This window comes from Streptomyces sp. NPDC012637 (assembly GCF_042954805.1).
Taxonomy (GTDB): Bacteria; Actinomycetota; Actinomycetes; order Streptomycetales; family Streptomycetaceae; genus Streptomyces.
The window spans coordinates 958,095-981,969 of sequence record NZ_JBIBDS010000002.1 but is presented as its reverse complement, the minus strand read 5'-3'; the positions used below and the strand labels follow the sequence as shown (position 1 = coordinate 981,969).

General features: G+C 72.9%; 23 protein-coding genes. 11 read left to right on the top strand and 12 right to left on the bottom strand.

Going from position 1 to position 23,875, the window contains the following annotated elements; all coding sequences use genetic code 11:
• Positions 1–238: 238 nt before the first annotated feature.
• Positions 239–2,890: a hypothetical protein gene (locus ACFY8W_RS12730; RefSeq protein WP_391103912.1), complete on the top strand. Its 2,652-nt coding sequence runs from the start codon at positions 239–241 to the stop codon at positions 2,888–2,890.
• Here the strand turns inward: ACFY8W_RS12730 and ACFY8W_RS12725 are convergent.
• A complete protein-coding gene (locus ACFY8W_RS12725; RefSeq protein ID WP_391103671.1) occupies positions 2,880–4,283 on the bottom strand; it encodes an MFS transporter in 1,404 nt (467 codons plus the stop codon). The two genes, ACFY8W_RS12730 and ACFY8W_RS12725, sit on opposite strands and share 11 nt — an antisense overlap.
• Between ACFY8W_RS12725 and ACFY8W_RS12720 the strand changes: the two genes are divergently transcribed.
• Positions 4,282–4,461, top strand: a complete 180-nt coding sequence (locus ACFY8W_RS12720; RefSeq protein ID WP_391103668.1) for a hypothetical protein — start codon at positions 4,282–4,284, stop codon at positions 4,459–4,461. The two genes, ACFY8W_RS12725 and ACFY8W_RS12720, sit on opposite strands and share 2 nt — an antisense overlap.
• An 87-nt stretch (positions 4,462–4,548) precedes the next feature.
• Here the strand turns inward: ACFY8W_RS12720 and ACFY8W_RS12715 are convergent, their stop codons facing one another.
• A complete protein-coding gene (locus ACFY8W_RS12715) occupies positions 4,549–5,037 on the bottom strand; it encodes a MarR family transcriptional regulator (RefSeq protein ID WP_391103666.1) in 489 nt (162 codons plus the stop codon).
• Positions 5,038–5,129: 92 nt separating this feature from the next.
• On the opposite strand from ACFY8W_RS12715, the gene ACFY8W_RS12710 reads away from it, so the two are divergent.
• Positions 5,130–5,714: an HAD domain-containing protein gene (locus ACFY8W_RS12710; protein ID WP_391103663.1), complete on the top strand. Its 585-nt coding sequence runs from the start codon at positions 5,130–5,132 to the stop codon at positions 5,712–5,714.
• Between the two features lie 107 nt (positions 5,715–5,821).
• On the opposite strand, the gene ACFY8W_RS12705 is transcribed toward ACFY8W_RS12710, so the two are convergent.
• Together ACFY8W_RS12705 and ACFY8W_RS12700 are read right to left on the bottom strand one after the other, a co-directional pair.
• Positions 5,822–6,241, bottom strand: coding sequence for a VOC family protein (locus ACFY8W_RS12705; RefSeq protein WP_391103661.1), 420 nt, complete (start codon positions 6,239–6,241; stop codon positions 5,822–5,824).
• A 10-nt stretch (positions 6,242–6,251) separates the two neighbouring features.
• Positions 6,252–6,659: a helix-turn-helix domain-containing protein gene (locus ACFY8W_RS12700; protein ID WP_391103910.1), complete on the bottom strand. Its 408-nt coding sequence runs from the start codon at positions 6,657–6,659 to the stop codon at positions 6,252–6,254.
• Positions 6,660–6,983: 324 nt separating this feature from the next.
• On the opposite strand from ACFY8W_RS12700, the gene ACFY8W_RS12695 reads away from it, so the two are divergent.
• Entirely contained in the window at positions 6,984–9,344 is a 2,361-nt protein-coding gene (locus ACFY8W_RS12695; RefSeq protein WP_391103658.1) for an ATP-binding cassette domain-containing protein, read from the top strand.
• A 101-nt stretch (positions 9,345–9,445) separates the two neighbouring features.
• On the opposite strand, the gene ACFY8W_RS12690 is transcribed toward ACFY8W_RS12695, so the two are convergent.
• Positions 9,446–10,426: a helix-turn-helix domain-containing protein gene (locus tag ACFY8W_RS12690; RefSeq protein WP_391103656.1), complete on the bottom strand. Its 981-nt coding sequence runs from the start codon at positions 10,424–10,426 to the stop codon at positions 9,446–9,448.
• 71 nt (positions 10,427–10,497) lie between these two features.
• Between ACFY8W_RS12690 and ACFY8W_RS12685 the strand changes: the two genes are divergently transcribed.
• From ACFY8W_RS12685 to ACFY8W_RS12670, 4 genes are all read left to right on the top strand, one after another.
• Positions 10,498–11,637 (top strand): saccharopine dehydrogenase NADP-binding domain-containing protein, encoded by a 1,140-nt coding sequence (locus ACFY8W_RS12685; protein WP_391103654.1) that lies wholly within the window; start codon positions 10,498–10,500, stop codon positions 11,635–11,637.
• 156 nt (positions 11,638–11,793) lie between these two features.
• Entirely contained in the window at positions 11,794–12,165 is a 372-nt protein-coding gene (locus tag ACFY8W_RS12680; protein ID WP_391103651.1) for a helix-turn-helix domain-containing protein, read from the top strand.
• A 22-nt stretch (positions 12,166–12,187) separates the two neighbouring features.
• Complete coding sequence (locus ACFY8W_RS12675) at positions 12,188–12,739, top strand: hypothetical protein (RefSeq protein WP_391103649.1); 552 nt, start codon at positions 12,188–12,190, stop codon at positions 12,737–12,739.
• Positions 12,740–12,933: 194 nt separating this feature from the next.
• Positions 12,934–13,269: a DUF2516 family protein gene (locus ACFY8W_RS12670; protein WP_391103909.1), complete on the top strand. Its 336-nt coding sequence runs from the start codon at positions 12,934–12,936 to the stop codon at positions 13,267–13,269.
• A gap of 36 nt (positions 13,270–13,305) precedes the next feature.
• Here the strand turns inward: ACFY8W_RS12670 and ACFY8W_RS12665 are convergent, their stop codons facing one another.
• The 3 genes from ACFY8W_RS12665 to ACFY8W_RS12655 form a co-directional block, all read right to left on the bottom strand.
• Positions 13,306–14,556 (bottom strand): SpoIIE family protein phosphatase, encoded by a 1,251-nt coding sequence (locus tag ACFY8W_RS12665; protein ID WP_391103646.1) that lies wholly within the window; start codon positions 14,554–14,556, stop codon positions 13,306–13,308.
• A 516-nt stretch (positions 14,557–15,072) separates the two neighbouring features.
• Complete coding sequence (locus ACFY8W_RS12660) at positions 15,073–16,131, bottom strand: NlpC/P60 family protein (RefSeq protein WP_391103644.1); 1,059 nt, start codon at positions 16,129–16,131, stop codon at positions 15,073–15,075.
• A gap of 296 nt (positions 16,132–16,427) precedes the next feature.
• Positions 16,428–17,237: a class I SAM-dependent methyltransferase gene (locus tag ACFY8W_RS12655; protein ID WP_391103641.1), complete on the bottom strand. Its 810-nt coding sequence runs from the start codon at positions 17,235–17,237 to the stop codon at positions 16,428–16,430.
• A gap of 325 nt (positions 17,238–17,562) precedes the next feature.
• Between ACFY8W_RS12655 and mshA the strand changes: the two genes are divergently transcribed.
• Positions 17,563–18,942, top strand: a complete 1,380-nt coding sequence (gene mshA, locus ACFY8W_RS12650) for a D-inositol-3-phosphate glycosyltransferase (RefSeq protein ID WP_391103907.1) — start codon at positions 17,563–17,565, stop codon at positions 18,940–18,942.
• Positions 18,935–19,441 (top strand): YbjN domain-containing protein, encoded by a 507-nt coding sequence (locus ACFY8W_RS12645; protein ID WP_386863807.1) that lies wholly within the window; start codon positions 18,935–18,937, stop codon positions 19,439–19,441. The genes mshA and ACFY8W_RS12645 overlap by 8 nt, the downstream gene beginning before the upstream one ends.
• 342 nt (positions 19,442–19,783) lie before the next feature.
• Here ACFY8W_RS12645 and ACFY8W_RS12640 read toward each other — a convergent pair whose 3' ends face one another.
• Positions 19,784–21,145 (bottom strand): MFS transporter, encoded by a 1,362-nt coding sequence (locus ACFY8W_RS12640; RefSeq protein ID WP_391103638.1) that lies wholly within the window; start codon positions 21,143–21,145, stop codon positions 19,784–19,786.
• 126 nt (positions 21,146–21,271) lie between these two features.
• On the opposite strand from ACFY8W_RS12640, the gene ACFY8W_RS12635 reads away from it, so the two are divergent.
• Complete coding sequence (locus ACFY8W_RS12635) at positions 21,272–22,030, top strand: phosphoglyceromutase (protein WP_391103636.1); 759 nt, start codon at positions 21,272–21,274, stop codon at positions 22,028–22,030.
• A gap of 85 nt (positions 22,031–22,115) precedes the next feature.
• Here ACFY8W_RS12635 and ACFY8W_RS12630 read toward each other — a convergent pair whose 3' ends face one another.
• From ACFY8W_RS12630 to ACFY8W_RS12620, 3 genes are read right to left on the bottom strand one after another with little or no spacing between them, the layout of a single operon-like run.
• Positions 22,116–22,412, bottom strand: a complete 297-nt coding sequence (locus ACFY8W_RS12630) for a ribosomal protein L7/L12 (protein ID WP_391103633.1) — start codon at positions 22,410–22,412, stop codon at positions 22,116–22,118.
• A gap of 16 nt (positions 22,413–22,428) precedes the next feature.
• On the bottom strand, positions 22,429–23,673 hold the full coding sequence (locus ACFY8W_RS12625; RefSeq protein ID WP_391103631.1) for a tyrosine-type recombinase/integrase: 1,245 nt from the start codon (positions 23,671–23,673) through the stop codon (positions 22,429–22,431).
• Positions 23,673–23,873: a helix-turn-helix domain-containing protein gene (locus ACFY8W_RS12620; protein WP_391103629.1), complete on the bottom strand. Its 201-nt coding sequence runs from the start codon at positions 23,871–23,873 to the stop codon at positions 23,673–23,675. The genes ACFY8W_RS12625 and ACFY8W_RS12620 overlap by 1 nt, the downstream gene beginning before the upstream one ends.
• Positions 23,874–23,875: the final 2 nt, after the last annotated feature.

Genomic DNA, 23,875 nt, shown 5'->3' with positions numbered 1-23,875 from the left:
TAAAAAATGTAACCGAGTAACGTTTCTCGTCTACTCTGGGGTCATGAAGACCCCCCAGTCGCTCCGTCATGACCTCGACCAGGAACGCGCACACCACGACGCCTGCCGCGCCGCCCTCGCCCGTATGGCCGAGGACGTCGAGGAACAGGTCGTCATCGGCGAGGACACCGCCGCCTCCGGGGCCGACGCCGAGGTGCTCGGCCACCACCTGCGCAGCCGCGCCAAGGTCTTCCGCGAGATGCCGCCAGGTCCGCTGTTCTTCGGCCGCCTCGACCGCGAGGACGGCCAGGTCCACCACATCGGCCGCCGCCGGATCGCCGAGCACCCGTCCGCCCCGCCGCTCGTCGTCGACTGGCGGGCGCCCGTCTCCCGCGCGTACTACCAGGCCGGACCGCAGGACCCGCAGGGCGTCGTACGGCGCCGCAGGTTCGGCTGGGCGCCGGGCAGCCTCGGCGCGACCGAGGACCTGACGGCACTGGAGGACGAGCGGCTGGCGGGGGCGCGGGCGGTGGGAGAGGTGCCGGCGGTTGCGCCGCCGGCAGGTGCATCACCGGCGGGCGCAGTGCCGGTGGGGGCGGTGCCGGCGGGCGCATCAGCGGCGGGCGAAGGTCCGGCAGGCGACGGTTCGGCCGGCGAGGTGCCGGCAGGCGACGGGTCGGCCGGCGAGGTGCCGGAAGGCGAAGGTCCGGCCGGCGACGGGTCGGCCGGCGAGGTGCCGGAAGGCGAAGGTCCGGCCGGCGACGGGTCGGCTGGCGAGGTGCCGGCAGGCGACGGGTCGGCCGGCGAGGTGCCGGAAGGCGAAGGTCCGGACGGCGACGGTTCGGCCGGCGAGGTGCCGGCAGGCGAAGGTCCGGCCGGCGACGGTTCGGCCGGTGAAGGGATCGGGTGCCCGGCGGCGGCGGAGTCCGGCGTGAGCGCGATCCTCGCGGGGGAGATCGAGCGGCCCCGCGTCGGTCCCATGCGGGACATCGCCGCGACCCTCCAGCCCGAGCAGGACGACCTGGTGCGCTCCGGACCGGCCGACTCCCTGTGCGTGCAGGGCGCGCCCGGCACCGGCAAGACCGCCGTCGGCCTGCACCGCGCCGCGTACCTCCTCTACACCCACCCGCAGCGCCTCCAGCGGTCCGGACTCCTCGTCCTGGGTCCCAACCGCACCTTCCTCTCCTACATCTCCGAGGTGCTGCCCGCGCTCGGCGAGACCGGTGTGCGCCAGTCGACGGTCGCCGAGGAGATCGCCCGGCACGAGGTACGCGCCGAGGACGACGAGGCGGCGGCCCGGATCAAGCACGACCCGCGGATGGCCGAGGTGCTCCGCCGGGTCCTGTACGCGCGGGTCGACCCGGCGCCCGCCGAGGACCTGGCCGTCCCCGACGGCTCGTACCGCTGGCGCGTGCCCGCCCACGAACTCGCCGCGATCGTCGCCGACGTACGGGCGGAGGCCCCGCCCTACGCCGTCGGCCGCGAACGGGTGCGGGCCAGGATCGTCCGCTCCCTCCAGCTCCGGGCCGAACGCCGGGCCGGGCCGCAGGGCGCCGCCTGGGTGCGCCGGATCCAGCGGGCCCGGCCGGTGTCGGCGGCGGTGGAGGCCTGCTGGCCCAAGGTCACCCCGGAGGAGGTGCTCGCCGCCTTCCTCACCGACCCGGACGCCTTCCTCACCGACCCGGGCGCCTTCCTCCCCAGCCCGGACCCCACCGGCCCGGACGGCACCGGTTCGGGGGCCACGGGTCCGGACATGACCGGCTCGGGCGCCCCCGGCTCGGGCGCCCCCGGTTCGGGCGCCCCTGGCTCGGGCGCCCCTGGCTCGGGCGCCCCCGGCCCGAACGGCGCCCGCCCGGACGGCGAGTTGCTGACGGCGGACGAGCGGGCGGCCGTTCGCTGGGCCAGGCCCCCGCGCTCGTACCGCGGTGCCCGCTGGAGCTCCGCCGACCTCGTCCTCCTCGACGAGCTGGCCGGGCTGATCGAGCGGCCCGAGGGTTACGGGCATGTGGTCGTCGACGAGGCCCAGGACCTCTCGCCCATGGAGTGCCGGGCCATCGCGCGCCGGGCGGACTTCGGCTCTCTGACCGTGCTCGGCGACCTGGCGCAGGGCACCACGCCCTGGGCGGCGCGCGACTGGCGCGAGCAGCTGGCCCACCTGGGCAAGCCGGACGCCGCGGTGGTGCCGTTGACCACCGGCTACCGGGTTCCGGCCGCCGTCGTCGACCTCGCCAACCGGCTCCTTCCGGAGCTCGGCGCCGGCGTGCCGGCCGGGCGTTCGCTGCGCGCGGGCGGCGCGGTGGGCGTGCGCCGGGTCGCGGACCTGGTGGCGGGCGCGGCCGACGCGGTACGGGCGGCACTGGCGGAGGAGGGCTCGGTGGGAGTGATCGCGACGGACGCGCTGGCGGGCCGGCTGCGGGAGTCGGGCATCGAGGGCCTTGACGGCGCCGACGGACCCTGGGGCGCCGATGCGTTCGGCGGGTCTGGCGGGTCTGGCGGGTTTGGCGGGCCAGGTGGGCCAGGTGGGCCAGGTGGGTCGGACGGGAGCGACGGGTTCGGCGGGGTCGACGGGTCCGGGGGCGCCGACGGGCCCGCCGGGTCCCACGAGTCCGATGGGTCCCACGGGCCTGCCGGGTCCCACGGGCCTGCCGGGTCCCACGGCTCCGGCGGGTCCAGCGGGTCTGGCGGGTCTGGCGGGAGCGGCCCTCGCGGTGGTCGTGCCGGGCGGGTCTCCGTAGTGCCCGCTTCCCTCGCCAAGGGCCTGGAGTACGACCACGTCGTGGTCGTCGAGCCCGCGGCGATCGTGGCGGCCGAACCGCGCGGCCTGCACCGGCTGTACGTGGTGCTGACGCGCGCGGTGTCCCGGCTCGACCTGGTGCACAGCGAGCCGCTGCCGACCGCGCTCAGGCGGTGAGGGCGACCTCGGGGCTGCGCTTCTCGCTCTCCGGCCCCTGGGGCGCCGCCTTCCTCGGCGTACGGAGCAGGGCGAAGGCGACGGCGAAGGCGGCGACGAGCAGTCCGGCGCCGACGGCGAAGGCGAGGTGGTAGCCGCCGGTCAGGGCCTCGGCGGCGGACCGGCCCGCCGCGGTGAGGGACTCGGTGCGGGCGGCGGCCAGGGTGGAGAGCACGGCGACGCCGAGGGCCATGCCGATCTGCTGCGTGGTGTTGAACAGGCCGGAGGCCAGGCCCGCGTCCTCCTCCCTCGCGCCCGACATGGCGAGCGAGGTCAGCGCGGGCAGCGCGAGCCCGAACCCGGCGGCGAGCAGCATCACGGGCAGCAGGTCGACGGCGTACGAGGCGCGGACCGGGACCCGGGCGAGCAGGCCGAGCACCCCGACGAGCAGGACGAGCCCGGTGAGCAGGACGTTCCGCTCGCCGAAGCGGGCGATGAGGCGGGCCGAGAGGCCGAGCGAGACCACGCCGATGACCGCCGCGGCGGGCAGCATCGCGAGGCCGGTCTCCGCGGCTCCGTAGCCGAGCACCTTCTGCAGGTAGAGCGCCACCAGGATCTGGAAGGAGAACAGCGCGGCGACCATCAGCATCTGGACCAGGTTGGCGCCGGCGACGGCGCGGGAGCGCAGGATCCGCAGCGGCATCAGGGGCTGGGCGGCGGTGGCCTGGCGGACCAGGAAGCCGGCGAGGAGGACGAGCGCGAGGGCGCCGAGGCCGAGGGTGTGCGCCGAACCCGCCCCGTACTCCTCGATCTTGACGACGGCGTAGATGCCGGTCGTCAGGCCGGAGGTGACGAGCAGGGCTCCGGTGACGTCCGCGCCGCCGCGGGTCCGTGCCGGGCCGTCGGCGGGGAGGGCGCGGAGCGCGAGGAGGAGGGCGGCGGCGCCGATGGGCAGGTTGATGAAGAAGATCCAGTTCCAGGTGAGGGCGTCGGTGAGGAGACCGCCGGCGACCTGGCCGATGGAGGCACCGGCGGCGCCGGTGAAGCTGAACACGGCGATGGCCTTGGCGCGTTCGCGGGGTTCGGTGAAGAGCGTGACGAGGATGCCGAGGCTGACGGCGGAGGCCATCGCGCTGCCGACGCCCTGGAGGAAGCGGGCGGCGATCAGGACGCCGGGCGAGCCGGCGACCCCGGCGAGCAGCGAGGCGGCGGTGAAGACGGCGGTCCCGGCGAGGAACATCCGCTTGCGGCCGAGGAGGTCGCCGAGGCGGCCGGCGAGGAGGAGCAGGGCGCCGAAGGCGATGAGGTAGGCGTTGACGACCCAGCTCAGGCCGACCGGGGTGAAGCCGAGGTCGGCCTGGATGGCGGGCATGGCGACGGTGACGATGCTGCCGTCGAGGACGGTCATCAGCATGGCGGTGGCGAGGACGCCGAGGGCCGTCCAGCGGGAGGACCAGAGGGAGGGAGAGGGGGAGGGCGAAGAGGAGGAAGGCGAGGAATGGGACGAGGGGGAAGGTGAGGACGAGGGCGAAGAAGAGGGCGAAGAAGAGGTGCGCATGGCGGTTCTCCTGTCGAGTAGGCGCGACAGGTAGGACGCTAGCAGATAGTTTTGTTGTAGACCATCTATCTCGGATCGGATGATCCGGTGAGGGGGTCGGCCGAGGCGTGGCCGGCCCGGCTCAGGTGGTCTTCTGGCGAGCCCTGCGGGCGGTGTGCGGTCCCTCGACGGGCGTCTCCAGATGGCCGGTGACCAGCCGGTTCAGCGCCCGGACGAGGACTTCGCGCTCGTCGTCGGGCAGCGAGCCCAGCGCACCCGCGTGCACCTCGTCGGCGATCTTCTGGCTGCGGGCGGCGACCTTCGCCCCCTCCTCGGTCACCGCGATGATCCGCGCCCGCCGGTCGCTGCTCGACGGTCGCCGCTCGGCGAGGCCGGCCTTCTCCAGTGCGTCCACGGTGACCACCATCGTGGTCTTGTCCATGTCGCCGATCTCGGCGAGCTGGGCCTGGGTCCGCTCCTCCTCGAGGGCGTGGACCAGCACGCAGTGCATACGTGCGGTCAGCCCGATCTCGGCGAGCCGGGCGGCCATCTGCGTGCGCAGCACATGGCTGGAATGGTCGAGGAGGTAGGAGAGGTCGGGCTCGGTGCGGGTGGGTGCCATGGCAGTCATGCGGCCCAGGGTAACGAGAACGGTTCCGTTGCGGACGATCGGTGAACGGATCAGTCAGGACCCGGTTGGGGCGTCGGTGGCAGTCTGGGAGCATGCGGTTCCTGATCTTCCTCGACGTGGACGGTCCTCTGATCCCCTTCGGCGGACCGGGCCCGCACCCGGCCCACGCCCCCGAACCGCCGCCGGACGCCCACCCGCTGCTCCACCGCGTGGACCCGGCCCATGGCCTCCGGGTGACGTCCCTCGCGGCGTTCGGCGGCGAGCTCGTCTGGGCCACGACCTGGGGCGCGGACGCGAACGAGGTGCTCGCGCCGCGCCTCGGACTGCCGCCGCTGCCGGTGGTGTCCTGGCCGGACGACGATGAGGCCGGAGCCGGAGCCGGGGCCGATGTCGGCGCCCGAGTTGGTGCCGATGCCGACGTCGACGGGGATGTCGATGGGGACGTCGACGCCGTGGCGGGCCTCCACTGGAAGACCCGCGCGCTCGCCGCCTGGGCGGCGGGTCGCCCGTACGTCTGGCTCGACGACGAGATCACCTCGGCCGACCGCACCTGGGCCCGGGCCCACCACCCGGCGCCCGCGCTGCTGAGACGCGTGGACCCGCGTACGGGCCTCACGGAGGCGGACTACCGGGCGGTCGAGGCCTGGGCGCGGGCCGATCGGCGAGGTGCTTCCTAGCCGCGGTGCTTCCCGGTTCGGGCGCGGTGCTTCCCGGTTCGGGCGCGGTGCTTCCCGGTTCGGGCGCGAGGTTTCCCGGCCGTGATGCTCTCCGGCCGAGATGCCTGCTAGCCGCGCGGCTGGTTGAAGCGGAGCATGTTGCCCGCCGGGTCGCGGAAGGCGCAGTCGCGGACGCCGTAGGGCTGGTCCATGGGCTCCTGGAGGACCTCGCCGCCCGCCGCGCGGACGCGTTCGAAGGTGGCGTCCACGTCGTCGGTGCGGAAGATGACGCCGCGCAGCATGCCCTTGGCGAGGAGTTCGGCCGCGGCCTGGCGGTCGGAGGCCGGGGCGTTCGGGTCGGCGAGCGGGGGCTCCAGGACGATCTCGACGTCCGGCTGGTCCGGCGAACCGACGGTCACCCAGCGCATGCCCTCGAAGGAGACGTCGTTGCGGACCTCAAGGCCGAGGGCGTCGCGGTAGAAGGCGAGCGCCTTGTCGTGGTCGTCGACGGCGATGAAGCACTGTGCGAGATTGATGGTGGTGTTCATGGCCCCGACGCTACGAGGCCGGGGCGCTTTCCGCTTCTCCGTTCCTGACCGGTTTCGCGGCCGCAGTCCCGCCCCGCGTCGGGCGGGTCAGGAACATCGCCACGCACGCGGGAATCGGCTCGCCCGCCTCGTGGTTCCGCGCCCGGTACGCGCTCGGACTCTCCCCGACCAGCTCGGTGAAGCGCGTGCTGAACGAGCCCAGCGACGTACAGCCCACCGCGAAGCAGACCTCCGTCACGCTCAGGTCGCCGCGCCGCAGCAGCGTCTTGGCCCGCTCGACGCGACGGGTCATGAGGTAGCTGTAGGGGGTTTCCCCGTACGCGGCGCGGAAGCTGCGCTGGAAGTGGCCCGTCGACATGAGGGCGGCCCGGGCGAGGGCCGGGACGTCCAGCGGCTCCGCGTAGTCGCGGTCGATCATGTCCCGGGCCCGGCGCAGTCTGACCAGGTCGTCGATGGTCTGTGGCGTCACAGTGCCCAGGATGGCACGGCCCGCGGACACCGGACCGGTTGTCCACAGGCGGACCCGTCGTGCACGAAGAGAGGGCCCGTCGTGCACGACCGGGCGGGCCCGTCGTGCACAGGCCGGGCGGTTGTCCACAGATGAGCAGGAATCGAGAAGCACGGCGACCGCCCCGCGCCTAGCCTGGCTCCCAGGACACCAGAGCCGGACACCAGAGCAGACATCCAAGCCGGACCCCGAGAGCCGGACCCCAGAGCAGGGCAGCACGGGAGAGACGACGCCATGAGCAAGCCGCACGCAGCCGACAGCCACGACCTGATCCGCGTGCACGGCGCGCGCGAGAACAACCTGAAGGACGTCAGCATCGAGATCCCCAAGCGCCGCCTCACGGTGTTCACGGGCGTCTCGGGCTCGGGCAAGAGCTCCCTGGTGTTCGACACGATCGCCGCCGAGTCGCAGCGGCTGATCAACGAGACGTACAGCGCGTTCGTGCAGGGCTTCATGCCGTCCCTCGCCCGCCCCGACGTCGACGTGCTCGACGGTCTGACGACGGCCATCACGGTCGACCAGCAGCGGATGGGCGGCGACCCGCGCTCGACGGTCGGCACCGCCACCGACGCCAACGCGATGCTGCGCATCCTCTTCAGCCGCCTCGGCGAGCCGCACATCGGCGGCCCCAAGGCCTTCTCCTTCAACGTCGCCTCCGTCAGCGGCGCCGGCGCGGTCTCGTACGAGAAGGGCGGGAAGACCGTGAAGGAGCGGCGCTCCTTCAGCGTCACCGGCGGCATGTGTCCGCGCTGCGAGGGCCGGGGCACGGTCTCCGACATCGACCTGACCGCGCTGTACGACGACTCCAAGTCGCTCTCCGAGGGCGCGCTGACCATCCCCGGCTACACGATGGACGGCTGGTACGGCCGGATCTTCAGCGGCACCGGCTTCTTCGACATGGACAAGCCGATCCGCCGCTACACCAAGCGCGAGCTTGCCGACCTGCTCCACCGCGAGCCGACCAAGATCAAGGTCGAGGGGATCAACCTCACCTACGAGGGCCTGATCCCGAAGCTCCAGAAGTCGATGCTGTCGAAGGACGTCGACTCCCTCCAGCCGCACGTCCGCGCCTTCGTGGAGCGCGCGGTCACCTTCACCACCTGCCCCGACTGCGACGGCACCCGGCTCAACGAGGGCGCGCGCTCCTCGAAGATCGGCAAGGTGAGCATCGCCGACGCGTGCGCGATGCAGATCAGCGACCTGGCGGAGTGGGTGCGCGGCATCGACGAGCCGCCGGTCGCGCCGCTGCTCGCCACGCTCCAGCAGACCCTCGACTCGTTCGTCGAGATCGGCCTCGGCTATCTGGCGCTCGACCGCCCCTCCGGCACCCTGTCGGGCGGAGAGGCGCAGCGCGTCAAGATGATCCGCCACCTCGGTTCCTCGCTCACCGACGTCACGTACGTGTTCGACGAGCCGACCACCGGTCTGCACCCGCACGACATCCGGCGCATGAACGACCTGCTGCTGCGGTTGCGCGACAAGGGCAACACGGTCCTGGTCGTGGAGCACAAGCCCGAGACGATCGCGATCGCCGACCACGTCGTCGACCTCGGTCCGGGCGCGGGCACGGCGGGCGGCAGCGTCTGCTTCGAGGGGACCGTCGCGAGGCTGCGGAAGAGCGGCACCGTCACCGGGCGGCACTTCGGCGACCGGGCCTCGATCAAGGAGTCGGTGCGCAAGCCCACCGGCACCCTGGAGATCCGCGGCGCGAACGCCAACAACCTCCAGGACGTCGACGTCGACATCCCGCTCGGCGTGCTCGCCGTCGTCACCGGTGTCGCCGGCTCCGGCAAGAGCTCCCTCGTGCACGGCTCGATCCCGGCGGGCGCCGGCGTGGTCTCGGTCGACCAGGGCGCGATCCGTGGTTCGCGGCGCAGCAATCCGGCGACGTACACCGGCCTGCTCGACCCGATCCGCAAGGCCTTCGCCAAGGCCAACGGCGTGAAGCCGGCCCTCTTCAGCGCCAATTCGGAGGGCGCCTGCCCGACCTGCAACGGCGCCGGGGTGATCTACACGGACCTCGCGATGATGGCCGGGGTCGCGACGGTCTGCGAGGAGTGCGAGGGCCGGCGGTTCCAGGCCGCGGTGCTCGAATACCACTTCGGCGGGCGGAACATCGCCGAGGTGCTCGCGATGTCCGTGCAGGAGGCCGAGCGGTTCTTCGGCGCGGGCGAGGCGCGCACCCCCGCCGCCCACCGCATCCTGGAGCGGCTCGCCGACGTCGGCCTCGGTTATCTGAGCCTCGGTCAGCCGCTCACCACGCTGTCCGGCGGCGAGCGGCAGCGGCTCAAGCTGGCGACGCACATGGGCGACAAGGGCGGGGTGTACGTGCTCGACGAGCCGACCGCGGGGCTGCACCTGGCGGACGTCGAGCAGCTGCTCGGGCTCCTGGACCGGCTGGTCGACTCGGGCAAGTCCGTGATCGTCGTCGAGCACCACCAGGCGGTCATGGCGCACGCGGACTGGATCGTCGACCTCGGCCCGGGCGCCGGTCACGACGGCGGCCGGATCGTCTTCGAGGGCACGCCCGCCGACCTGGTCGCGGCCCGCTCCACCCTCACCGGCGAGCACCTCGCGGAGTACGTCGGCGCGTGACGTCCGGGAGCCCGCCCGCCGGTCACGGCCCAGCACGGCCGGACACGGCCTGGCCGGCCGATCACCGCCGATCGCGGCTGGTCGCGGCCGGACGGGCCGTTCTAGGCCGGGGCGGGGGCCGGGTGCGTCGCCCGTACGCGGAAGGTGCGGCGGTACGTGTCCGGGGGCACCCCGACCGTACGGGCGAAGTGCCGGCGCAGAGTCGTGGCGGTCCCCATCCCGGTGGCCGCCGCGATGGTCTCCATGCCGTCGTCGGTGGTCTCCAGGAGCTCCTGGGCGCGCCGGATCCGTTGCGCGAGCAGCCAGCGCAGCGGGGTCGTGCCGGTCACCGCGTGGAAGTGGCGGGCCAGATGACGGCTGCTCATCCCGGCCCGCCGGGCCAGGTCCTCGACGGTCAGCGGCCGGTCGAGCCGGGCCATGACCCACGGGAACAGCTCGCCCAGCGGGTGGTTGCCGGGCGCCGGAACCGGCGTGGTGACGAACTGGGCTTGGCCGCCGTCCCGGTGCGGCGGTACGACGAGCCGTCGGGCGACCGTGTTGGCGACGGCCGAGCCGTGGTCGAGCCGGACGAGGTGCAGACACAGGTCGAGGGCGGCGGCCTTGCCGGCGGAGGTGAGGACGCTGCCGTTGTCGACGTAGAGCACGTCCGGGTCGACCGTCACGCGGGGATGGCGTGCGGCGAGGACGTCGGTGTGCGCCCAGTGGGTGGTCGCCCGCCTGCCGTCGAGCAGCCCGGCGGCCGCGAGCACGAACGCGCCGGTGCAGAGCGAGGCGACCCGGGCGCCCGCCTCGTGGGCGGCGCGCACGGCGTCGACGAGGGCGGCGGGCGGGGCGACGTCGACGTCCGCCCAGCCGGGGACGATCACGGTGCGGGCGTCGCGGAGCCGGTCGAGCCCGTGGTCGGGTTCGAGCAGGAACCGCCCGGCGCGGACGGGGCCGGGCCCGCAGACGGTGAGGTCGTAGTCGCGGGAGAACACCTCGTAGGCGACGGCGAGTTCGAAGTGGAGCATGCCGTCGGTGACGGCGAGCGCCACGGAGGGGGCGGGAGAGGGGGCGGCGGGCCGGGCGTCCCAGGAATCCATGTCGGAAACTGTACGGGTCACGTCGTTTCCGACACTCACGGCGGCCGGGGCGCGGCGGCCAGGATGGCCGTATGACGACGCAGACGACGCAGACCGCACAGACGACGCAGACCGCACAGGCGACGCAGACGGAGCAGACGGCGGGGACGCCGGGGACCACGCAGCGGGCAGTGGTGGTGTACGGCGCGTACGGGCACACGGGCCGTTTCGTGGTGGCGGAGCTGCGGGAGCGCGGTTTCGTCCCGGTGCTCTCCGGCCGTGACGAGCGGAAGCTGAAGGAGCTGCAGGAGGCGACGGACGGCCTGGAGGTCCGCCCGGCGGCGGTGGACGACCCGGCGGCGCTCGACCGGGCGCTGGCCGGCGCGGCGGCCGTGATCAACTGCGCGGGCCCGTTCGCGACGACGGCCGCGCCGGTGATCGAGGCGGCGCTGCGCGCCGGGATCCCGTACGTGGACGTGGCGGCCGAGATCGAGGCCAACGTGGACACGCTCGCGCGGTACGCGGAGCCGGCCCGCGCGGCCGGAGTCCTGGTGGTCCCGGCGATGGCCTTCTACGGCGGGCTCGGCGATCTGCTGGCCACCGCCGCGATGGGGGAGTGGACCGCGGCGGACGAGGTGCACGTCGCGTACGGCCTGGACAGCTGGCACCCGACGGCCGGCACGCGCGCGGCGGGCGCGGTCTCCCGCGAGCGGCGCGGCGGCCGGCGCCCGGTCCACCGGGACGGCCGCCTCCAGTACCGGGACGACGCCCCGCCGAGGCTGGAGTGGGCGTTCCCGGAGCCGATGGGACCCCGGGCGGTGATCGGCGAGTTCACGATGGCGGACGTCGTCACGGTGCCGAGCCATCTCGCCGTACCCGAGGTGCGCACGTACATGACGACCGAGGCGGCAGGCGACCTGGCCGCCGCGGACACCCCGCCGCCGGCCCCGGCCGACGAGAGCGGCCGCTCCGCGCAGACCTTCCTGATCGACGTCCTGGTCCGCTCCGGCGCCGAGGAGCGCCGCGCGGTCGCGACGGGCCGGGACATCTACGCGGTGACGGCGCCGCTGGCGGTCGAGGCCGTCGACCGCGTCCTCACGGGCCGTACGCGGGTCCCGGCGGGTGCGGTCTCGGCGGGCGCCCTGTTCGACGCCGCGGACTTCCTGCGCGCGCTGACCCCGAGCGTGGTGGTGGAGTCCGCCGCGGGCGCGGGCCACGTGGACGCGCCGTGACGTCCCCCAGGCGGTCTCCTCACCGTCGTGGCCGTGCCGCCAGGGCCGTCGGCCCGGGCGGGACCCGAACGCCGGGCGGTGGCCGCCGCTTTCGTGTGACAGAACTATTGCAAGCGGCTGCTTGCAATAGTTAGCACCAGCTGGCATGGTCGGAGCATGGCTTCACTCAACGTCGGCAATCTTGGCGAGTACCTCCGTGAGCAGCGGCGCACCGCGCAGCTGTCACTGCGGCAGCTCGCCGAGGCCGCGGGGGTGTCGAATCCGTATCTGAGTCAGATCGAGCGGGGGCTGCGCAAGCCCAGCGCCGAGGTCTTGCAGCAGGTCGCGAAGGCGCTGCGGATCTCCGCCGAGACGCTGTACGTGCGCGCCGGGATCCTCGACGAGAAGGAGCGGGAGGAGCTGGAGACGCGCGCCGTCATCCTGGCCGATCCCTCGATCAACGAGCGGCAGAAGCAGGTGCTGCTGCAGATCTACGACTCCTTCCGCAAGGAGAACGCCGCCGAGCAGGCGCAGTCCACCGACGTGTAGAACCTCTGGGAGGACCACGACCATGGCCATCATCGACGAACTCCGCACGCCCCTCTACTTCGCCGCCGGCACCGCCGACCTCGCCGTCCGGCAGGCCAAGAAGGTGCCCGGCCTGATCGAGCAGCTCGCGGCCGAGGCGCCCGGCCGGATCGAGGCCGTGAAGAACACGGACCCGAAGGCGGTGCAGGAGAAGGCTCAGGCGAAGTTCGCCGAGCTCGTCGGCGGCCTGGACACCGACCTGAAGAAGCTGGGCGAGCAGGCGCAGGACCTGGCGCTTCGCGGCGTCGGCGTCGCCGCCGAGTACGCGGTCAAGGCGCGCGAGAAGTACGAGGAGCTCGCCGCGCAGGGCGAGGAGGCCGTCAAGGCCTGGCGGGGCGAGGTCGCCGAGGAGATCACCGAGATCGCCGTCGTCGTCGAGCCCGGCTCGGAGAAGGAGCCGGAGGCCGAGAAGGCCGGGGCCTCCACCACCGAGGACGGCTCCGAGGCCGCCGCTCCCAAGCCGGCCGCCCGCAAGACCACCGCCCGCAAGACGTCCGCCAAGAAGGCTCCGGCCACCGAAGGCGCCGACAAGTAGGCCGTGCGGCGGGGAAGAGGCCGCACGGCGGAAACGAGGCCGCACGGCGGCGAGGAGGCCGTGCGGCGGGAAAGAAGCCGTACGGGCGGAAATAGGCCGTACGGCGGTCCGGGCACCAATCCCGGTGTCCTGAGCGTTGTAACGGGTACCTTGGCCGCGAGGCGCTCCACCCACACACCTAGGCGGTGCTCAGCATGTTGGCGAACGGCTTCGACTCGATTCTGTCCCTGGTGACCTTCCTGGTCTTCACCGGCTTCGCCGTCGCCGCGTTCGTCTTCGCCGCCACGGCGCGCGAGGACGCGTACCGAGCGGCCGACAAGCAGACCAAGAAGTTCTGGCTGATCCTGCTCGGCATCAACCTCGTCCTGAACCTGTTGCTGCCGATGCTGTTCCTCCAGATCGCCGGGCTCATCGCCGCCATCGTCTTCATGGTCGACGTCCGCCCCGCGCTCAAGCAGGTGTCCGGCGGCGGCCGGCGCGGCGGCTCCAGCAGCGACGGCCCGTACGGCCCCTACAACGGCGGCCGGTAGGAGCCGGCGGAACGACCGCGGTCCCAAGGCCCGGGCCTATGCCCGGGCCTTGTCCCGTTCCAGGGCCAGGACCGCCACGTCGTCCGTCAGCTCCCCGCCGTTCAGCGACCGCACCTCCGTCACCGCCGCGTCGAGCAGTTCCTCGCCCCGCAGGCCCGAGGCCAGCTGCCGGTTGATCATCTCGACCATCCCGTCCTGGCCGAGCCGCGGCGAGCCGGGGCCCGCCGAGCGGCCCTCGATCAGCCCGTCGGTGTACATCAGCAGGCTCCACGAACCGCCTAGCTCCACCTGCCGGCGCGGCCAGCGGGCGCGCGGCAGCAGACCGAGGGCCGGGCCGCCGTCCTCGTACGGCAGCAGCTCGGCCGCCCGCCCGTGCCGGGCGATCAGCGGAGTGGGGTGGCCGGCCAGGCACAGGCCGGCCCGGCGGCCGTCGGCGGAGATGTCGACCGTGCACAGGGTCGCGAAGATCTCGTCGTTCTCGCGCTCGTGCTCCAGTACCTGCTGGAGCGTCGAGAGCAGCTCGTCCCCGCACAGGCCCGCGAAGGTCAGCGCCCGCCAGGCGATCCGCAGCTCCACGCCCAGCGCGGCCTCGTCGGGGCCGTGGCCGCAGACGTCGCCGATCATCGCGTGGACCGTGCCGTCGGGCGTGCGCACGGTGTCGTAGAAGTCGCCGCCGAGCAGCGCCCGGGACCGGCCGGGCCGGTAGCGGGCGGCGAACCGCAGGTCGGAGCCCTCCAGGAGCGGCGTGGGCAGCAGCCCGCGCTCCAGGCGGGCGTTCTCCTGGGCGCGCAGCCGCGACTCGGCCAGTTTCATCTTCACGACGTCGTTGCGCTTGCGCTCGACCGCGTAGCGGATGGCGCGGCTGAGCAGCCGCCCGTCGAGCTCCTCGCGGAAGAGGTGGTCCTGCGCACCGACCCGTACCGCCTCGGCCGCGAGCTCGGCGTCCGCGGAGGCGGCGAGCGCGAGCACGGCGTGGCGCGGCGCGAGCCGCAGGATGTGCTGGAGCGGTGCGAGCGGCTCGTCCTCGGCCCCGCGGGGGGTGGGCAGGGCGAGGTCGACGAGGACGCAGTGGACGTCGTCGGTGAGCAGCCGCTCGGCCTCGGTGAGGTTGCGGGCGGTACGGATACGGACCCGGGTGCCGGCCGCGTCGAGCAGCTCGGGTACGGCGAGGGCGCCGGCCGGGTCGTCCTCGACGACCAGGAGCGTGAGGTCGTGGGCGTGGGCGGTGCCGGGCGTTCCGGGTGCCGCGGGAGAATCGATTCTCTGACGCGGTACGGGTACGGGCATCGGTATGGGTTTCCTTCCCCTCCCCCCGAGGGCCGGGGACCGACCATAGCGGTACCTCGCGGCGCAGCGGAATGGCGATCACGCGGTGAACCGGCACGGCGGTATGGCATATGCCACGGATGGGGAGGTAGTCGCCGCCAGGAGGCCGTCACGACGGCGGGCGAGGACCTCCGGACGATGAGAAACGTCACGTGCGACGTGTCACTTCGAGCGGACGGAACGCCCTCCGGACGGACGGTCCGACGCCTCTCGGCGGGCGAGCCCCGCGCCACTCGGCGGGCGCCCCCCACGCCTCTCAGATGCCGGATCGGGCCATTCCGGGCGTACCGCCCGGGTCGCTCGTGCGGACTGCCCGGCCCGCTCATGCGGACTGCGCGGGTCGCTCGTGCGTACTGCCCGGGTCGCTCAGGGCGGAGCCGCTGGGGTCACTCCCTCCGGCCCGCTCGGCTCACTCCGGGCGGACCGCGCAGGCCACTCGGCCGCAGGGCTCGGGCCGCTCCGGCCGGACCGCTCGGGTCACTCCGGGCGGACGACTCCCAGGATCTCCATCGAGCCCGCGCCGGCGATCGTCACGTCCCGCCCGGGCCGCGGCGCGTGCACGATCGCCCCGTTGCCCACGTACATCCCGATGTGGCTGGCGTCCTTGTAGTAGACGATCAGGTCGCCGGGCCGCATGTCCTTGATGTCCACGCGCGGGAGGAGTCGCCACTGTTCCTGCGAGGTGCGCGGGATCGGACGGCCGGCCGCCCGCCATGCCGACTGGGTGAGGCCGGAGCAGTCGAACGAGCCCGGGCCCTCGGCGCCCCACACGTACGGCTTGCCGATCTGCGCGGTCGCGAACTCCACCGCCCGCTTGCCCGCCGGCGTCGCCTTCTCGCTCAGGCCCTTCAGGACTCCGGAGTTGATCCAGGCGGTCTGCGCCTTGTACTGCTCCTGCTGCTCCAGGCGCAGCAGCCGGGCCCGCTCCTCGGCGGCGAGCTGCGACTCCAGCTTCTTCGCGGCGTCGATCTTGTCGTTGATCTCCTGCTTCGCCTTGGCCTGCTTGAGCCGGTTTTCCTCCAGCTTCTTCCAGTTGAGGCTGGCGTCCTTCGCGTACGTGGTCAACTGGGCCTGTGTGCTCGTCATTTCGGCGAGCAGGTCCTTGGTGGCCTTCTGGCCCTCCTTGAGCCGGCCCGCGTTGTCGAGGAAGAGCTGCGGGTCGTTCGTGAGGACGAGCTGGGCGCCGTCGGGCAGTCCGCCGTTGCGGTACTGCGCGCGGGCCGCCGCGCCCGCCCGCGCCTTGAGGTCGTCGATCTTCTCCTGGCCGGCCACGATCATCCGGGCCAGCTTCACGATCTCGTCGGACTGCTCCTTGGCCTTCTCCTCGGCCAGGTTGTACGCGTCGGTGGCGCTGGCGGCCTGGCGGTAGAGGCCGTCGATCTCCTTGCGTACCTCTTCGAGCGTCTTCTTGGGCTGCGCCGGCGGCCCGGGCGGGAGCGGGGCGGCGGCGGCCTGGAGGGTGAGCGCGGGTGAGGCAAGCACCGTCAGGGCGCAGACCACGGTGAGCGTGGCGATGGCGTGGCGGCGTCGGTTCACAGGCTCCCCCTCAAGACACCCGGTCATGCGTATGCGATCTGAATCTGATTTACCGTCAGTAACTTGGTCGTGACCTTGGCGATAGTGCCACGCGAAACCCGAAAGCAACAGGGGAAAGCGGGTCCTGTCGGGTCACTTCCCCCCACGGGGGACGAGCGTTCGGCCGCTCGCGTTCCCCAGGCGGATGAAAATACGGAGAGTTCAGGGGAAGTTCAGAAGGGCCCCGGGCCAGGGACGGGGCGCCTCCAGCCGCGCCTACGGTCGGGTGCGAGGGATCTCCGGTCGCCCCGGGGTCATCAGGTGCGCGGGGCCAGGGCCTCCCAGCGCACCGTCACCTCGCCCTGCCGCCAGCGCCGCGGGCCGTCCGTCACCGGCCAGTCCGCCGCCAGGTCCCGCACGGTACGGATCCAGCGCTGCCGCGCGCCCAGCGAGGCGAACGGCGCGGCGGCCGCCCACGCCCGGTCGAAGTCCCGCAGGAACGCGTGCACCGGCTCGCCCGGCACGTTCCGGTGGATCAGCGCCTTGGGCAGCCGCTCCGCCAGGTCGGACGGCCGGGCGAGCGAGCCGAGGCGGGTCGCGAACGTCACCGTCCGCGGCCCCGAGCGGCCCAGCGCGACCCACACGTGCCGCCGCCCGATCTCGTCACAGGTGCCCTCCACGAGCAGCCCGTCCGGCGCGAGCCGCCGGCGCAGCCGCTCCCAGACCGCCGCGACCTGCTCCTCGTCGTACTGGCGCAGCACGTTCGCGGCCCGGATCAGCGAGACCTCGCCGGGTACCGGCACCTCGAAGCCGCCGTGCCGGAACTCCAGGCCCTCGCGCTCGTACGGCCGCGCCGCGGCGACCCGGGCCGGCTCGATCTCGATGCCGTACAGCCGGGTGCGGGGGTCCTCGGCGCGCAGCCGGGAGAGCAGCTCGACCGCGGTCCACGGCGCGGCGCCGTAGCCGAGGTCGACGGTGAGGGGCGGGGTCGCGGAGCGGCGCAGGGCCGGACCGTGGACGGCGGCGATCCAGCGGTCCTGGCGGCGCAGCCGGTTGGGGTTGGTGGTCCCGCGGGTGACCGTGCCGACGGGTCGGGCGACGGCGGGAAGTGTGGTGCGCGGGGCCATGGAACGAGCGTAAGGGGTCGGGAAGGGCTGCCGGGCGGGCCCGGGTGCGGGCAGCGGTGACGGAGGCCCGGTGCCCCGCTGCCCCGCTCCGCGTCGGCGAACGCGCCGTGAGCCGGCCCCGGGCGGAACCCTGTACCGGCGTGAGCCGGCCCCCAGCGGAGCCCCCGCCTCCGGGAGGCGCGCCGTCCCCCGCGGTAATGACTTGGCAAAGCGCGGCCCGCCGGGGAAATGAAAGGGGGGATTCCGGTGTTGTGCGGGGTCGGAGGGTGCGACCCGCCCTCCCTCTGCCATGCCTGCCATGCCCGACAGCGGAAGGACCGCCGACGTGAGCCAGTACGTGTCCCGGTTCGCCGGCACCCTGGCGGCGCCGCCCCGGCTCCGGCTTCCCGGCCGGCACCGCGGCCCGCGCCGCGTGGCCATGCTCAGTGTCCACACCTCCCCGCTCCATCAGCCGGGCACCGGCGACGCGGGCGGCATGAACGTCTACATCGTGGAGCTGGCCAAACGGCTCGCCGCGATCAACGTCGAGGTCGAGATCTTCACCCGGGCCACCACCGGCGGCCTCGCCCCGGTCGTCGAGCTCGCGCCCGGCGTGCTCGTCCGGCACGTCGACGCGGGTCCATACGAGGGCCTGGCGAAGGAGGAGCTGCCGGCCCAGCTCTGCGCCTTCACGCACGGGGTGATGCAGGCCTGGGCGGGCCACCGCTCCGGCCACTACGACCTGGTGCACTCCCACTACTGGCTGTCCGGCCACGTCGGATGGCTCGCCGCCGAGCGCTGGGGCGTCCCGCTCGTCCACACCATGCACACCATGGCCAAGGTCAAGAACGCGGCGCTCGCCGAGGGCGACACGCCCGAGCCCGCGGCCCGGGTGATCGGCGAGACCCAGGTCGTCGAGGCGGCCGACCGGCTGATCGCCAACACGGCCGAGGAGGCCGACGAGCTCTCCCGCTTCTACGACGCCGATCCGGCCAAGATCGCCGTCGTGCACCCCGGCGTCAACCTGGACCACTTCCGGCCCGCCGACGGCCGCGCCGCCGCCCGGGCCCGGCTCGGCCTGCCCCAGGACGCCTTCATCCCCGCCTTCGCCGGCCGGATCCAGCCGCTGAAGGCCCCGGACATCCTGCTGCGCGCCGCGGCGCTGCTCGTGGACCGCGACCCCTCGCTGCGCTCGCGCATGGTGGTGCCGGTGGTCGGCGGGCCGAGCGGCAGCGGCCTCGCCAAGCCGGAGGGGCTGCAGAAGCTCGCCGCCAAGCTGGGCATCTCCGACGTCGTCCGCTTCCACCCGCCGGTCGGGCAGGACCGGCTCGCGGACTGGTTCCGCGCCGCCAGCGTGCTCGTCGTGCCCTCGTACAGCGAGTCCTTCGGCCTGGTCGCCATCGAGGCGCAGGCGGCCGGCACCCCGGTCGTCGCGGCCGCGGTCGGCGGTCTGCCCGTGGCCGTACGGGACGACACCACCGGCTTCCTCGTGCACGGCCACGACCCGGTGGACTACGCCCGCGCGCTCGAGCGCTTCGTCGACGATCCGCGGCTCTCCGACCGGATGGGCGCGGCGGCGGCGCGGCACGCCGGCTCGTTCGGCTGGGACACGGCGGCGTCGGGGACGGCGGACGTGTACACGGCCGCGATGCACGACCACCGGCACCGCACGCACGACCTCCGGGCGCGTGATCATCGGCGTCGCGTACGCTCGCACCATGGCTGAGGTCGAGGCTGAGAGCGTCCGGCGGATCGTCGAGGACACGTTCAAGGACGCGGAACTGGAATGGGAGTCCACCGAACCGGGCTCCTACGTGGTCAAGCTGCCGGGCACGCGCAAGCTCTTCACCACGCTGTCGCTGCGCGTGGGCCGCCACTCGCTCTCCCTCAACGCCTTCGTCATCCGCCACCCCGACGAGAACGAGGCCGGCGTCCACCGCTGGCTCCTGGAGCGCAACCTCCGGCTGTACGGGGTGGGTTACGCGATCGACCAGCTCGGCGACATCTACCTGGCCGGCAAGCTGCCGCTGGCGGCGGTCACGCCCGAGGAACTGGACCGGCTGCTCGGCTCCGTCCTCGAAGCGGCGGACGGCGACTTCAACACGCTGCTCGAACTGGGCTTCGCGACGGCGATCCGCCGGGAGTACGCGTGGCGGGTGTCGCGCGGGGAGTCGACGCGCAATCTCGACGCGTTCAAGAACCTGACCCAGAAGCCCGCGAACTGACCTTTCTCTGCTGGCTTCTCGCCGGTCGCGTCGCCGGCCGCAGAGCAGGAGCGGTTCAGGGACTTGAGGGACGTCAGGGACTCGGGGGAGGCCACGGGCTTCAGGGGTTTTACGGACTCCAGGGGCGCCACAGGCCTCACGGGGCCCACGGGCCTCACGGGCCCCGCGAGGTCCGCAGGCCTCACGGTCCCGCGAGCCCCGCGAGGCCCACAGGCCTCACGGGGTCCAGAGATCTCGCAGGCCCCTCCGGCCCGGCGAGGTCCTCAGGCCCCACAGACCCCACAGGCTCCACAGGCCCCGCGAGGTCCAAGGGCCCCACGGGACCCACAGGCCCCACAGACCTCAGGAAGAGCTGACGGCCCCCGCGGCGGGAGCACCGGCAGCGTCCGTCTTGGCGGTCGGAGCCTCCACCTTGGCGGTCGGAGCCTCCACCTGGGGGGACGGAGCCCCGGTCCCGGCGGCGGGAGCCGGGGGCTCCTCGGTCTCCGCCTCGCACAGGGCGGACCGCAGCCGGGTCTGGTAGCCGATGGCGGCGACGGCGCCGATCACCGCGCAGGCGATCCAGAGGACGTCCGGCCCGGGCCCGTCGACGACCCAGCCGGCCAGGATCGGCGCGACGAAGCCGGCCACCGCCCAGGACATGCCCATCACGCCCTGGTAGCGGCCGCGGGCGTGCTCCGGGGCGAGCCGGGCGGTGGCGGCGGCGTTGGTGGGGACGTGGACCATCTCGCCGATCGTCCAGACGACGACGGTCGCGGCGAAGGCGACGGAGCTGCCGGCGAGCGCGGTGGCGCCGGTGCCGACGGCGAAGAGGAGGGACGAGACGGTCAGCAGCATCACCGGCGAGCGCTTGTCGGTGACCTTGTTGACGAGCAGCTGGAAGCCGACGATGACGACGCCGTTGACGGCGATGACGGCACCGTACGCGGAGGGCTCGAGGCCCTCGCCGGCCATGGTGAGCGGCAGGCCGATCCAGGGGGCGGTGAAGACCAGGCAGACGAGCAGGTTGAGCAGCACCAGGGTGCGGAAGGGCGCGTCGCGCAGCACCGTGAGGACGCTGACCTTCTCTTCCGCGAGGGTCTCGCCGGTGGCCTGGTCGACCTTGGCTTCCGGCCGCGTCTCGGGCAGTCGGAGGAAGACGATCAGGGCGCAGAGTGCGGTCGCGGCGGCGTCGACGAGGAAGAGGGTGCGGTAGCCGAAGACGATCGCGGCGCCGCCGCCGATGGCGGCGATGGCGAAGCCGAGGTTGAGCGCCCAGTAGTTGAGGGCGTAGGCGCGGCGGACCTCGTGGGCCGGCACCAGGTCGGCGATGGTGGCGTTGATGGACGGCCGGACGGCCTGCATGGCGACGCCCATGAGGAGCACGACGAGTGCGACGCCCCAGGCGTGGGTGACGACCGAGAGCAGGGCGGCGCAGGTGGCGGCCGCCAGGTGCATGGTGACCATGGTGGGGCGGCGGCCCCAGCGGTCGGTGAGCATGCCGCCGAGCGGCGAGCCGGCGACACCGCCGAGGCCGTGGAGGGCGACGACGAGTCCGGCGAACCAGGCGGAGTGCCCGAGCTCCTGGGTGAGGTAGAGGGAGAGGAAGGTCAGGACGAAGGCGCCGGTCCGGTTGACCAGGGTCGACAGCCAGAGCCACCAGAAGCCGCCGGGAAGTCCTGAGACGGTCGCACGCGCCGATCGTCTGAGAGAGTCGATGGACATGTGTGGCCGCCCCCTGGTGATCTGTAAGTCCCGCATTCCGCTCCCGTAACTTACGGATCTCATACGCCGGACGCCAGCGAATTGACGGTGCGCGTCAATCGTCGGCCGTCGTCTAGTCTCGGAGGCATGGCCGACGCACCGTACAAGCTGATCCTCCTCCGCCACGGCGAGAGCGAATGGAACGAGAAGAACCTGTTCACCGGCTGGGTGGACGTCAACCTCACCGCGAAGGGCGAGAAGGAGGCGGCGCGCGGCGGTGAGCTGCTCGAGGCCGCCGGTCTGCTCCCGGACGTGGTCCACACCTCGCTGCAGAAGCGTGCCATCCGCACCGCGCAGCTGGCCCTCGAGGCCGCCGACCGCCACTGGATCCCGGTCCACCGCTCCTGGCGTCTGAACGAGCGCCACTACGGCGCGCTGCAGGGCAAGGACAAGGCGCAGACCCTCGCCGAGTTCGGCGAGGAGCAGTTCATGCTGTGGCGCCGCTCCTACGACACCCCGCCGCCGGCGCTCGCCGAGGACAGCGAGTTCTCGCAGGCGCACGACGCCCGCTACGCGACGATCCCGCCGGAGCTGCGCCCGGACACCGAGTGCCTGAAGGACGTCGTCCAGCGGATGCTCCCGTACTGGTACGACGGCATCGTCCCGGACCTCCTGGCCGGCCGCACGGTCCTCGTCGCCGCCCACGGCAACAGCCTCCGCGCCCTGGTCAAGCACCTCGACGGCATCTCGGACGCCGACATCGCGGGCCTCAACATCCCGACCGGCATCCCGCTGGCCTACGAGCTCGACGAGAACTTCAAGCCGGTCAAGCCCGGCGGCACCTACCTCGACCCGGAGGCCGCGGCGGCGGCCATCGAGGCCGTGAAGAACCAGGGCAAGAAGTAGTCCTTACCTACGAAAGAGCCCCCTACCTGCGGTTTCTCCGCCGGGAGGGGGCTTCTTCGTGCCGTGGGGCCGTCTGTGGGCCGTCTTAGGGTGTCGGGGCCGTGCGACGCTCGGGCTCCGGCTCCTGCCTTACTTCTGCCTGGGCGCCGGCGCTCCGGAGAACCGCGACCGCCTCGTCGGCCATGTCCTGGGGCCAGGTCTCAAGGACGGCGACTGGCGCCTGCCGCATGAGCACCCTGCTGTGCCAGAGGCTCAGCCCCGTCACCTGACGCACGGCCCGGACCACGTCCATCTCGCGCGGCCCGCAGTCGAGGAGCACGACGGCGTACGGCGGGTCATCGCAGATCAACGTGAAGTGCTCCGTGTCGTCCCCGGCATCCATTTCGTCCCCCTCTTCCTCAGTGCCGGGGAGCGTATGCGCCCTGGAAGACGTGAGCCACGGCCTTTCGGGTGCGTTCCCGGCTGCTCGGCATGAGGTGCGCGTACACCCGCAGAGTCAGGCCCGGATCGGAGTGGCCCAAGTACTCCGCGAGGGCTTTGATGTTCTCCCCGGCGTCGAGGAGCACCGAGGCGTAGAAGTGGCGGAGCGCGTGCATCCCGTGCTCGCGGGCGGAGGCGTAGCTCTGCTGCCCCTTCTCCCGCCCCGCGATGACGCCGGCGGCGGCGAGGGCGGGCTTCCACTGGTCGGTGTTGAACATGTTCCGCCAGACATGGTTGCCCAGGGGCGCGGTGAAGATCAGCTGCTTGGTCACGTGCGCTCCGCGCTGGGTCATCCACGGCAGTGTGATGTCGACGGGCGGGAACTTCGTCAGGTGCGCGCGGAGCGCATCGGCGACGGGGCCAGGCAGCGGCACGTCCCGGAGCTTGCCGCCCTTCGGTGGGGCGAACACCGGCTTGCTGCGGCTGAGCTTGAGTTGCTGGACGACGTGCACCGTGTTCGTCGTGAAGTCGAGCGAGTCGACGGTGAGGCCCAGGATCTCGCCCTGACGGAGCCCGCACCCGGCGCCGATGTCGACCATGGCCTGATACCGGTCGGGCAGGGCCTTGCGGACAGCGAAGACGCGCTCAGCAGTCCAGGGAACGACCCGCTTGTTCTCGACGGCCGGCGCCTTCACCGAGCGGGCGGAACACGGGTTCTTCGGAAGGTGGCCGTCGTCCACGGCCGCGTTCAGGACGGTACGGACGTTGGAGTAGATGACCCGGGCGTACGACCCGACCACACCGGTCGCCGTCAGATCCGCGACCCAGTCCCGGATGTCCTCCGGCTTGAAGGACCCGAGCGGCCTGGAGCCGATGTAGGGGAAGGCGTGCAGACGGAGCTGGGACTCCATGGAGAAGCCCGTGTTCGGGTCGCCCTGCTGGTTCCGGAGCCACTTCTCCCCGTACTGCTGGAAGGTGATCCGGCTCGCCTTGGGGTCGATGTACTGGCCCCGGGACATGTCGGTCTCGATGTGGGCGAGCCACTGATCGGCGAGCCGCTTTTGCCGGTCCGGGAAGCTCTTCGACTTCTCGGTGCCGTCGGGGCCGACGTACCGGGCCCGGTAGCGCATGCCGGTGCCGTAGCGCTCGCTCTTCACCCGGCGGGGCTTCCCGTCGGGGCCAAACTCCGTCTTGAACCAGCGGTCCTGGATGTGGCCGGCCATCAGGCAGCACTCTCCTGATCCATCAGTGAGCCGACCCACGTACGGACGTCCTCCGGGTCGTACCGAAGGTGGACGCCGACCCGGAAGCCGCGCGGGCCGGTCCGCTTGCGGCGCCACTGGTAGACGGTCTCCAGCGGGACGCCCAGGAGGTCGGCGAGATCGGTCGGCGTGAGGTACCGCTCGGGTAGAGCACGGGTCATGG

What these genes read in the sequence shown, in the direction of transcription:
- ACFY8W_RS12655 (WP_391103641.1), bottom strand. Translation starts at nt 17,237, where the DNA reads ATGGCCCCGCGCACCACACTTCCCGCCGTCGCCCGACCCGTCGGCACG.
- ACFY8W_RS12685 (WP_391103654.1), top strand. Translation starts at nt 10,498, where the DNA reads ATGACGACGCAGACGACGCAGACCGCACAGACGACGCAGACCGCACAG.
- ACFY8W_RS12620 (WP_391103629.1), bottom strand. Translation starts at nt 23,873, where the DNA reads ATGACCCGTGCTCTACCCGAGCGGTACCTCACGCCGACCGATCTCGCC.
- ACFY8W_RS12675 (WP_391103649.1), top strand. Translation starts at nt 12,188, where the DNA reads ATGGCCATCATCGACGAACTCCGCACGCCCCTCTACTTCGCCGCCGGC.
- ACFY8W_RS12720 (WP_391103668.1), top strand. Translation starts at nt 4,282, where the DNA reads ATGGCGGTGGCGAGGACGCCGAGGGCCGTCCAGCGGGAGGACCAGAGG.
- ACFY8W_RS12700 (WP_391103910.1), bottom strand. Translation starts at nt 6,659, where the DNA reads ATGATCGACCGCGACTACGCGGAGCCGCTGGACGTCCCGGCCCTCGCC.
- ACFY8W_RS12705 (WP_391103661.1), bottom strand. Translation starts at nt 6,241, where the DNA reads ATGAACACCACCATCAATCTCGCACAGTGCTTCATCGCCGTCGACGAC.
- ACFY8W_RS12715 (WP_391103666.1), bottom strand. Translation starts at nt 5,037, where the DNA reads ATGACTGCCATGGCACCCACCCGCACCGAGCCCGACCTCTCCTACCTC.
- ACFY8W_RS12670 (WP_391103909.1), top strand. Translation starts at nt 12,934, where the DNA reads ATGTTGGCGAACGGCTTCGACTCGATTCTGTCCCTGGTGACCTTCCTG.
- ACFY8W_RS12695 (WP_391103658.1), top strand. Translation starts at nt 6,984, where the DNA reads ATGAGCAAGCCGCACGCAGCCGACAGCCACGACCTGATCCGCGTGCAC.
- ACFY8W_RS12710 (WP_391103663.1), top strand. Translation starts at nt 5,130, where the DNA reads ATGCGGTTCCTGATCTTCCTCGACGTGGACGGTCCTCTGATCCCCTTC.
- ACFY8W_RS12640 (WP_391103638.1), bottom strand. Translation starts at nt 21,145, where the DNA reads ATGTCCATCGACTCTCTCAGACGATCGGCGCGTGCGACCGTCTCAGGA.
- ACFY8W_RS12725 (WP_391103671.1), bottom strand. Translation starts at nt 4,283, where the DNA reads ATGCTGATGACCGTCCTCGACGGCAGCATCGTCACCGTCGCCATGCCC.
- ACFY8W_RS12625 (WP_391103631.1), bottom strand. Translation starts at nt 23,673, where the DNA reads ATGGCCGGCCACATCCAGGACCGCTGGTTCAAGACGGAGTTTGGCCCC.
- ACFY8W_RS12635 (WP_391103636.1), top strand. Translation starts at nt 21,272, where the DNA reads ATGGCCGACGCACCGTACAAGCTGATCCTCCTCCGCCACGGCGAGAGC.
- ACFY8W_RS12680 (WP_391103651.1), top strand. Translation starts at nt 11,794, where the DNA reads ATGGCTTCACTCAACGTCGGCAATCTTGGCGAGTACCTCCGTGAGCAG.
- ACFY8W_RS12630 (WP_391103633.1), bottom strand. Translation starts at nt 22,412, where the DNA reads ATGGATGCCGGGGACGACACGGAGCACTTCACGTTGATCTGCGATGAC.
- ACFY8W_RS12665 (WP_391103646.1), bottom strand. Translation starts at nt 14,556, where the DNA reads ATGCCCGTACCCGTACCGCGTCAGAGAATCGATTCTCCCGCGGCACCC.
- ACFY8W_RS12690 (WP_391103656.1), bottom strand. Translation starts at nt 10,426, where the DNA reads ATGGATTCCTGGGACGCCCGGCCCGCCGCCCCCTCTCCCGCCCCCTCC.
- ACFY8W_RS12645 (WP_386863807.1), top strand. Translation starts at nt 18,935, where the DNA reads ATGGCTGAGGTCGAGGCTGAGAGCGTCCGGCGGATCGTCGAGGACACG.
- ACFY8W_RS12730 (WP_391103912.1), top strand. Translation starts at nt 239, where the DNA reads ATGCCGCCAGGTCCGCTGTTCTTCGGCCGCCTCGACCGCGAGGACGGC.